This window comes from Azospirillum sp. BE72, from assembly GCF_031455875.1.
GTDB lineage: Bacteria > Pseudomonadota > Alphaproteobacteria > Azospirillales > Azospirillaceae > Azospirillum.
The window spans coordinates 247,718-255,049 of sequence record NZ_JAVDTO010000005.1 but is presented as its reverse complement, the minus strand read 5'-3'; the positions used below and the strand labels follow the sequence as shown (position 1 = coordinate 255,049).

Below are 7,332 nucleotides of genomic sequence, written 5' to 3'. Positions count from 1 at the left end.
CATCCGGTGGTGCGGGTGCCGTGGAACGACATGGTGACGCTGAAGCGCTACCTGGACATCGGCGTGCAGTCCTTCCTCATCCCCTATGTGGAGAGTGCCGAGGAGGCGGCGAACGCGGTGGCCTACACCCGCTATCCGCCGCATGGCGTGCGCGGCTATTCGGCGGCGCCGCGGGCGAGCGGCTTCGGCCGGATCAAGGATTATCCGCAGCAGTGCGAGGCGGAGCTTGCGGTCCTGGTGCAGGTGGAAAGCCGCCGGGGCCTGGACAACATCGAGGAGATCGCGGCGGTCGAGGGCGTGACGGGCGTGTTCATCGGCCCCGGCGACCTTGCGGCGGCGCTGGGGCATGTCGGCAACCCCAAGCACCCGGAGGTGCAGGCGGCGATCGAGGACGCCATCGCCCGCATCCGCGCCTGCGGCAAACCGGCCGGCATCCTGTCGGCCGACGAGGCGCTCGCCAAACGCTACATCGAGCTGGGCTGCACATTCGTCGCCGTCGGCTCCGACCTCGGCATTCTCGCCCGCACCTCCGAGCAGCTCGCCGCCAAGTTCAAGACGAACGTCTGACCCTGCGACCGCTTCCCAAAGGCCGGCGTGCGTCCGCAATTTTTACGATTTTTCCGCGAACGCACGCCGTCCCGTCCATACCCTGTCGCAAAACTCCCCGGCGGAGATCGGAACCGCCATCCGGTCAGTACCGCTGACCTTCTTGCGGAGCCATTTTCCAGGCTTTCCGCCGATTTGCCGGCGAATGGCCGAACTGCGCGAATCGATTCGGCTTACCCACCTCCGCAGCCCCCTCGCGACCACCGGGAGGTGCGGCAGAAGGGCACTGTGCGCCTTTGCCGCGGCACCGGTGGTGGGAGGGCGGTGGCGGGGATGTGAACGGGCTATGGATAAATTCGGCGACTATGTCACTGGGTTGTCCGAATCTTTGGAGAAATAACCCGAAAGGAGTGCAAATCGCCGCTTGGTCAGAAATCCTGCCGTTTATTTGCCGTCGAATTGATCGGATGGGGATGGTACTACCAATCCAAAGAAAACCCGAGAGGAGACATCCACCATCATGCGGACGGCGACGAAGGATCTGGCGGGCGACTTGCGGCAGCAGCTGGCCGAACTGGTGCGCAGCCGGGTTCCGAACGCGCGGGCGGAGCGCTTCGTGAAGCGCTTCTACGCCAACGTGCCCCCCGACGACCTGCTGCGCGGCACGCCGGAACAGCTTTACGGTGCGGCTCTGGCGATGTGGCAATGGGCACAGCAGCGCACGCCCGGCAAGCCCAAGGTCCGGGTCTATGCGCCTCGGTTGGACGAGCATGGCTGGCAGTCCGAGCGTTCGGTGGTGGAGATCGTCAACGACGACATGCCCTTCCTGGTCGATTCCGTCACGGCGGAGCTGAACCGGCAGGGCGTCACCGTCCACCTCGTCATCCACCCCGTCACCCGCGTCGTCCGCGACGCCGAGGACCGCATCGTCGAGCTGCTCGAACCGGGTGAAGAGCGTGATGGCGCGCGCGACGAATCCTTCATGCACTGCTCCATCGACCCGCTGTCGGATCCGGCCGCCCAGGCCCGTCTGCGCGAGGGGATCGAGCGGGTGCTCGCCGATGTCCGCGCCGCGGTGGAGGATTGGAACCCGATGCGCGAGCGCGTCCGCGCCGCCCGCGACGACATCGCCCACGCCCCCGACGCCGAGGAATCCAAGGAAGCCACCGACTTCCTGACCTGGGTCGACGACGGCAACATGACCCTGCTGGGCAGCCGCCTCTACACCGCCACCATTGGCGGCGACGGGCGCGAACCCTGGCTGGAGTTGGTCGAGGGCAGCGGCCTCGGCGTGCTGCGCGCCCCGGAGATCACCGTCTTCGACGAGCACGGCCACGCTGCCGTTCTGCCGGAGGAGATCCGCGCCTTCCTGCACCAGCCGCGCGCGCTCCTGGTGACCAAGGGCACCCGGCAGGCCACCGTGCACCGGTCGGTTCCGCTGGACGCCATTCTGGTCAAGCGCTTCGACGAGCAGGGCAATGTCCTCGGCGTCACGCTGGCGGTCGGCCTGTTCACCTCCGTCGCCTACAACCGCAGCCCGCGCGAGATCCCGTTCCTGCGCCGCAAGGTCGCCCGCGTCATGGGCCGCGCCGGCTTCGATCCGTCGGGCCATGACGGCAAGGCGCTGCTGAACATCCTGGAAACCTATCCGCGCGACGAGCTGTTCCAGACCCCGTCGGACGAGCTGTTCGAGACGGCGGTCGGCATCCTGCACCTGCAGGAACGCCAGCGGCTTGCCCTGTTCGTGCGCCGCGATCCCTTCGAACGCTTCGTCTCGGCGCTGGTCTTCGTGCCGCGCGACCGCTACGACACGGCGCTCCGCCGCAAGATCCAGGGCGTGCTGGAAACCGCCTTCCACGGCACCTGCAGCTCCTACTTCACCCAGCTGTCGGACAGCGCGCTCGCCCGCCTGCACCTGATGGTGAAGACGGAGCCGGGCAGGATCCCGCCCGCCGACATCAGCGAGATCGAGGCCCGGCTGGTCCAGGTCTCCCGCAGCTGGGCCGACCGGCTGCGCGACGCGCTGGTCGAGGCGCATGGCGAGGAGATCGGCAACGCCCGCCTGCGCCGCTATGCCGACGCCTTCCCGGCCGGCTACCGCGAGACCTTCACGGCGGAAACCGCCGTCCACGACATCGACCGCATCGAGCGCGCGCTCGCCGAACAGCGCCTGGGCATCGTGCTGTTCCACCCGCTGGAGGCGGACGGCGACGAGCTGCACGTCAAGATCTATCACCAGGGCCGGCCGGTGCCGCTGTCCGACGTGCTGCCGATGCTGGAGCACATGGATCTGAAGGTGATCACCGAGCAGCCCTACGAGGTCCGGCCGGCCGGCGGTTCCCCGTCGGTCTGGATCCACGACTTCTCCGCCCGCACCCAGACCGGCCTGACCGTCGATTGCGTCAAGGTGAAGCAAACCTTCCAGGAGGCCTTCGCCGACATCTGGGACGGCCGGATGGAGGATGACGGCTTCAACCGGCTGGTGCTGCGCGCCGGTCTGGCGGCCCATGAGGTCACGGTTCTGCGTGCCTATGCCAAGTACCTGAAGCAGGCCCGCTTCGCCTACGCCCAGGACACCATCGAGGCGACGCTGGCCGGCCATCCGCAGATCGCCCGCCTGCTGTCCCGCCTGTTCGCCGCCCGCTTCGATCCGAAGAACCGGGCGGACGAGGCGTCGATCCTGGAGCAGATCGAAGACGCGCTGGACGCCGTCACCAATCTGGACGACGACCGCATCCTGCGCCGCTTCGCCAACCTGATCCGCGCCACCCTGCGCACCAACGCCTATCAGACCGCGGCCGACGGCACCCCGAAACCTCACCTGTCCTTCAAGCTGGACAGCGGGTCGATCGAGGAGCTGCCGCTGCCCCGCCCGTGGGTGGAGGTCTTCGTCTACAGCCCGCGCATGGAAGGCGTCCATCTGCGTGGCGGCAAGGTCGCCCGCGGCGGCATCCGCTGGTCCGACCGGCGCGAGGATTTCCGCACCGAGATCCTGGGGCTGATGAAGGCGCAGATGGTGAAGAACACCGTCATCGTCCCGGTGGGGTCCAAGGGCGGTTTCGTCGTCAAGCGGCCCCCGCCCCCGAGCGCCGGGCGCGAGGCGGCGCTCGCCGAAGGCATCGAGTGCTACAAGACGCTGATGCGCGGCCTGCTGGACGTCACCGACAATCTGGCCGCCGACGGATCGGTGGTGCCGCCCAAGGATGTCGTGCGCCATGATGCCGACGATCCCTATCTGGTGGTCGCCGCCGACAAGGGCACAGCCACCTTCTCCGACATCGCCAACGGGGTGTCGGTCGATCACGGCTTCTGGCTGGGCGACGCCTTCGCGTCGGGCGGCTCGGCCGGCTACGACCACAAGGCGATGGGCATCACCGCCCGCGGTGCCTGGGAATCGGTGAAGCGCCATTTCCGCGAGATGGGCACCGACATCCAGACCACCGACTTCACCGTGGTCGGCGTCGGCGACATGTCGGGCGACGTGTTCGGCAACGGCATGCTGCTGTCCCGCCACATCCGCCTGCTGGCCGCCTTCGACCACCGCCACATCTTCCTCGACCCCGATCCCGACGCGGCAACCGGCTGGGAGGAGCGCAACCGGCTGTTCGCCCTGCCCCGTTCCTCCTGGGCGGACTACGACCGCTCCCTGATGTCGAAGGGCGCGATGATCGTCGAGCGCAGCGCCAAGACGGTGGAGCTGACGGCGGAGGTCCGCGCCCGCTTCGGCATCGAGCAGAGCCATCTGTCCCCGACCGAGCTGATGCGCCGCCTGCTGACGGCGGAGGTCGATCTGCTGTGGTTCGGCGGCATCGGCACCTACATCAAGGCGTCGACCGAGACCAACGCCGAGGCCGGCGACAAGGCCAACGACGCGCTGCGCGTCGATGGCGGCCAGATCCGCGCCAAGGTGGTCGGCGAAGGCGCCAATCTGGGCGTCACCCAGCGCGGCCGCATCGAAGCGGCGCAGAAGGGCCGCGACGGCAAGGGTGTCCGCCTGAACACCGACGCCATCGACAACTCCGCCGGCGTCGACACCTCCGACCATGAGGTGAACATCAAGATCCTGCTGGGCGACGTCATGGCGCGGGGCGACATGACGCTGAAGCAGCGCGACACCCTGCTGTCGGCGATGACCGACGAGGTGGCGTCTCTGGTGCTGGCCGACAACTACCGGCAGACCGGCGCGCTGACCATCGCCGAGGCGCAAGGCGCTGCCCTGCTGGAGGCGCAGGCCCGCTTCATCCGCAACCTGGAGCGCAGCGGCCGCCTGAACCGCGCCATCGAATATCTGCCGACCGACGAGGAACTGGCCCAGCGCATGGCCGAGCGCCGCGGCCTGACCCGGCCGGAACTGGCGGTGCTGCTGGCCTACGCCAAGATCACGCTGTACGACGAGCTGCTGGCGTCCGAACTGCCGGACGATCCGGCGACGGTGGACGATCTGCTGCGCTACTTCCCGCAGCCGCTGCGCGATGGCCATCGCGAGGCGATTTTCCGCCACCGCCTGCGCCGCGAGATCATCGCCTCCGCCGTCACCAACAGCCTGGTCAACCGCGTCGGCCCGACCTTCGTCCGCGACATGGTGGAGAAGACCGGTCTCGGCCCGGCGGATGTCGCCCGCGCCTACGCCATCACCCGCGACGTCTTCCAGCTTCGCCCGCTGTGGGATGCCATCGACGGTCTGGACAATGCGGTTCCCGCCGCCCTGCAGACCACGCTGATGCTGGAAACGGTCCATCTGATGGATCGTGCGGTCGCCTGGTTCCTGGCGCACAGCCCGCATCCGCTGGATCTGGGCCGGGAGTCCGCCGCCTTCCGTCCGGGCGTGGAAACCCTGGCCGCCGGGCTCGACCATTTCCTCGATGCCGAGGAGTCCTCTCGCCTTGCCGCCCGCGTCGCCGACGCCACCGTCCAGGGCGTGCCGGAGGATCTGGCCCGCCGGGTCGCCGCCTTGCCGGTGCTGGCCGCCGCCCCGGATCTGGTGCGGATCGCCGAGCGCACCGGCCGTGCGGTGGAAGGCGTCGCCTCGGTCTATTTCGGGCTGGGCCGCCGCTTCGGCCTGGAATGGCTGCGCGACCGCGCCAACGGCGCCAAGGTCGACAACCACTGGCAGCGTCAGGCGGTCGCTGCCATCATCGACGACCTGTTCGCCCACCAGAGCGCGCTGACCATCCGCGTGCTGGAGAGCGAAGGCGACGAGTCCGCGGCTGTCGATGCCTGGATCGCCAGCCGCAGCCTCGTGGTGGAACGCGTCGAGCAGCTTCTGGCCGAACTGCGCGCCCAGCCGGCGGTCGACCTCGCCATGCTGGCGGTCGCCAACCGGCAGCTGCGCGGCCTGATCGCGGGATGATGAGGACACAGGGATAGGAGACGCTCGGTTCGGACGGCCCGGTCGCGCAGGTCTGCGCAGCCGGGCCGCCGGAACGCCGGCGCCTTTGCAGGCACGTTCGGGCGCCGGTTTTCAGTCTCCTCGCCTCGGGCGGATCCGCTTGACCGCAGATCCGCCCATTTTCTTGCCCGCCCATTTTCTAATTCGAAAGCAACTTATGCGGATAGCGAACCGCTCCGCGATTCAACTTCTGCCCGCAGCCGGCGGAAGGGCGATGCGGGCCGCCCGCACCTCCCGCGGACAGCGGCCGAAGCGCCGCTTGAAGGCGGTGGCGAAGTTGGCCGGGCTGGAATAACCGGCGAGATAGGCCGCCTCCGTCACGCTGACGCCCTCGCATTCCAGCGCCGTCCGCGCCCGCTCCATCCGGCGTGCACGTTCATACTCGAACACCGACATGCCATGGCCGGCCCGGAACAGCCGGTGCAGCGTGCTGACGCTCATCCCGGCATGGCGGGCGACCACCTCCAGCCGCAGCGGCGCGTCGTCGTCCGGGTCGCGGCTCTCCAGATACTCGCAGGCGATGCGCAGGCGGGCGCGGTCCCGGCTGCTCAAGGGGTGGGCGGCGGGCATGTCGACCATGCCCAGCGCCTCGGCGACGATCTCCAGCGCGTGGCTTTCCAGATACAGGCTTTCCAGCATCGGCGGGCAGGCGATGGGGCCGGTCAGCCGTTCCGCCAGCGCCACCTGCCGCGCCGTCGGCCGCAGCACCATGCTGGCGCCATGCGTCCGGCAGAAGCGCCGCAGGCCCCCCTCCCCCGCCACAGGCGCACAGGCCGGGCCGCCACCATGGCCGCCGTCTCCGTCCAGCCAGTCCGGCGGCAGGCCCAGTGTGATCTTGCGCACCCGGTTGCCGCGCATCGCCCGGCGCTGGAACCGGTCCTCCTCGGTGCGGGACAGCAGGAACAGGACCGGCTCGCGCGCGGCCGACAGGGCATAGCGGCGCTCGCCGAGTGAGATGTCGACCTCTCCGCGCAGGAACAGCGCCACCGTCAGTCCGGCCCCGGCCGCCGCCGCCGTCGTCATGTCGCGCAGATCGACCGCGTCGGTGGCATGCAGCGACAGGCCGCTGCGCAGCATCTCCATGCGGAACCGGCCGCGCAGCACGATGTCGTCGGGATCGAGCGACGGCACGATCGCCGGCAGCGCCTCGCCCCCGCGATTGCCGCGCGCCACCAGGTCCCGCCAACGGAGCGGGCTTTCCGTTTCCATCACGCCGCCATCCGTCATCGTCCCATCCCCGTCATCTGGCGAACCGGCAAAGGAGTTTGACCGGCACGCAAAGGCATCGTCGGCGCAGCGCGGGCTATACCAGCGTGAACAGCGTCCAGGACGCCGGAACCAAATTGCGAATGCGTCGCATTCTCGGATATCACAGCGAGGGCCGATGGTCCAGCGGG

Annotated in this window: 3 protein-coding genes; 2 read left to right on the top strand and 1 reads right to left on the bottom strand. The window is 69.0% G+C overall.

Features of this window, described 5'->3' with window-relative positions; translation table 11 throughout:
- Together J2Y49_RS17400 and J2Y49_RS17395 are read left to right on the top strand one after the other, a co-directional pair.
- The coding region (locus tag J2Y49_RS17400) for an aldolase/citrate lyase family protein (protein WP_310116115.1) at nt 1–567 on the top strand (567 nt) is incomplete at its 5' end.
- 499 nt (nt 568–1,066) lie between these two features.
- Nucleotides 1,067–5,896, top strand: coding sequence for an NAD-glutamate dehydrogenase domain-containing protein (locus J2Y49_RS17395; RefSeq protein WP_310116114.1), 4,830 nt, complete (start codon nt 1,067–1,069; stop codon nt 5,894–5,896).
- A gap of 222 nt (nt 5,897–6,118) precedes the next feature.
- Here J2Y49_RS17395 and J2Y49_RS17390 read toward each other — a convergent pair whose 3' ends face one another.
- Entirely contained in the window at nt 6,119–7,162 is a 1,044-nt protein-coding gene (locus J2Y49_RS17390; RefSeq protein ID WP_310116113.1) for an AraC family transcriptional regulator, read from the bottom strand.
- Nucleotides 7,163–7,332 lie beyond the last annotated feature (170 nt).

Bases quoted from the DNA above. Each gene is read 5' to 3' on its own strand.
- J2Y49_RS17395 (WP_310116114.1), top strand. From the start codon at position 1,067: ATGCGGACGGCGACGAAGGATCTGGCGGGCGACTTGCGGCAGCAGCTG.
- J2Y49_RS17390 (WP_310116113.1), bottom strand. From the start codon at position 7,162: ATGACGGATGGCGGCGTGATGGAAACGGAAAGCCCGCTCCGTTGGCGG.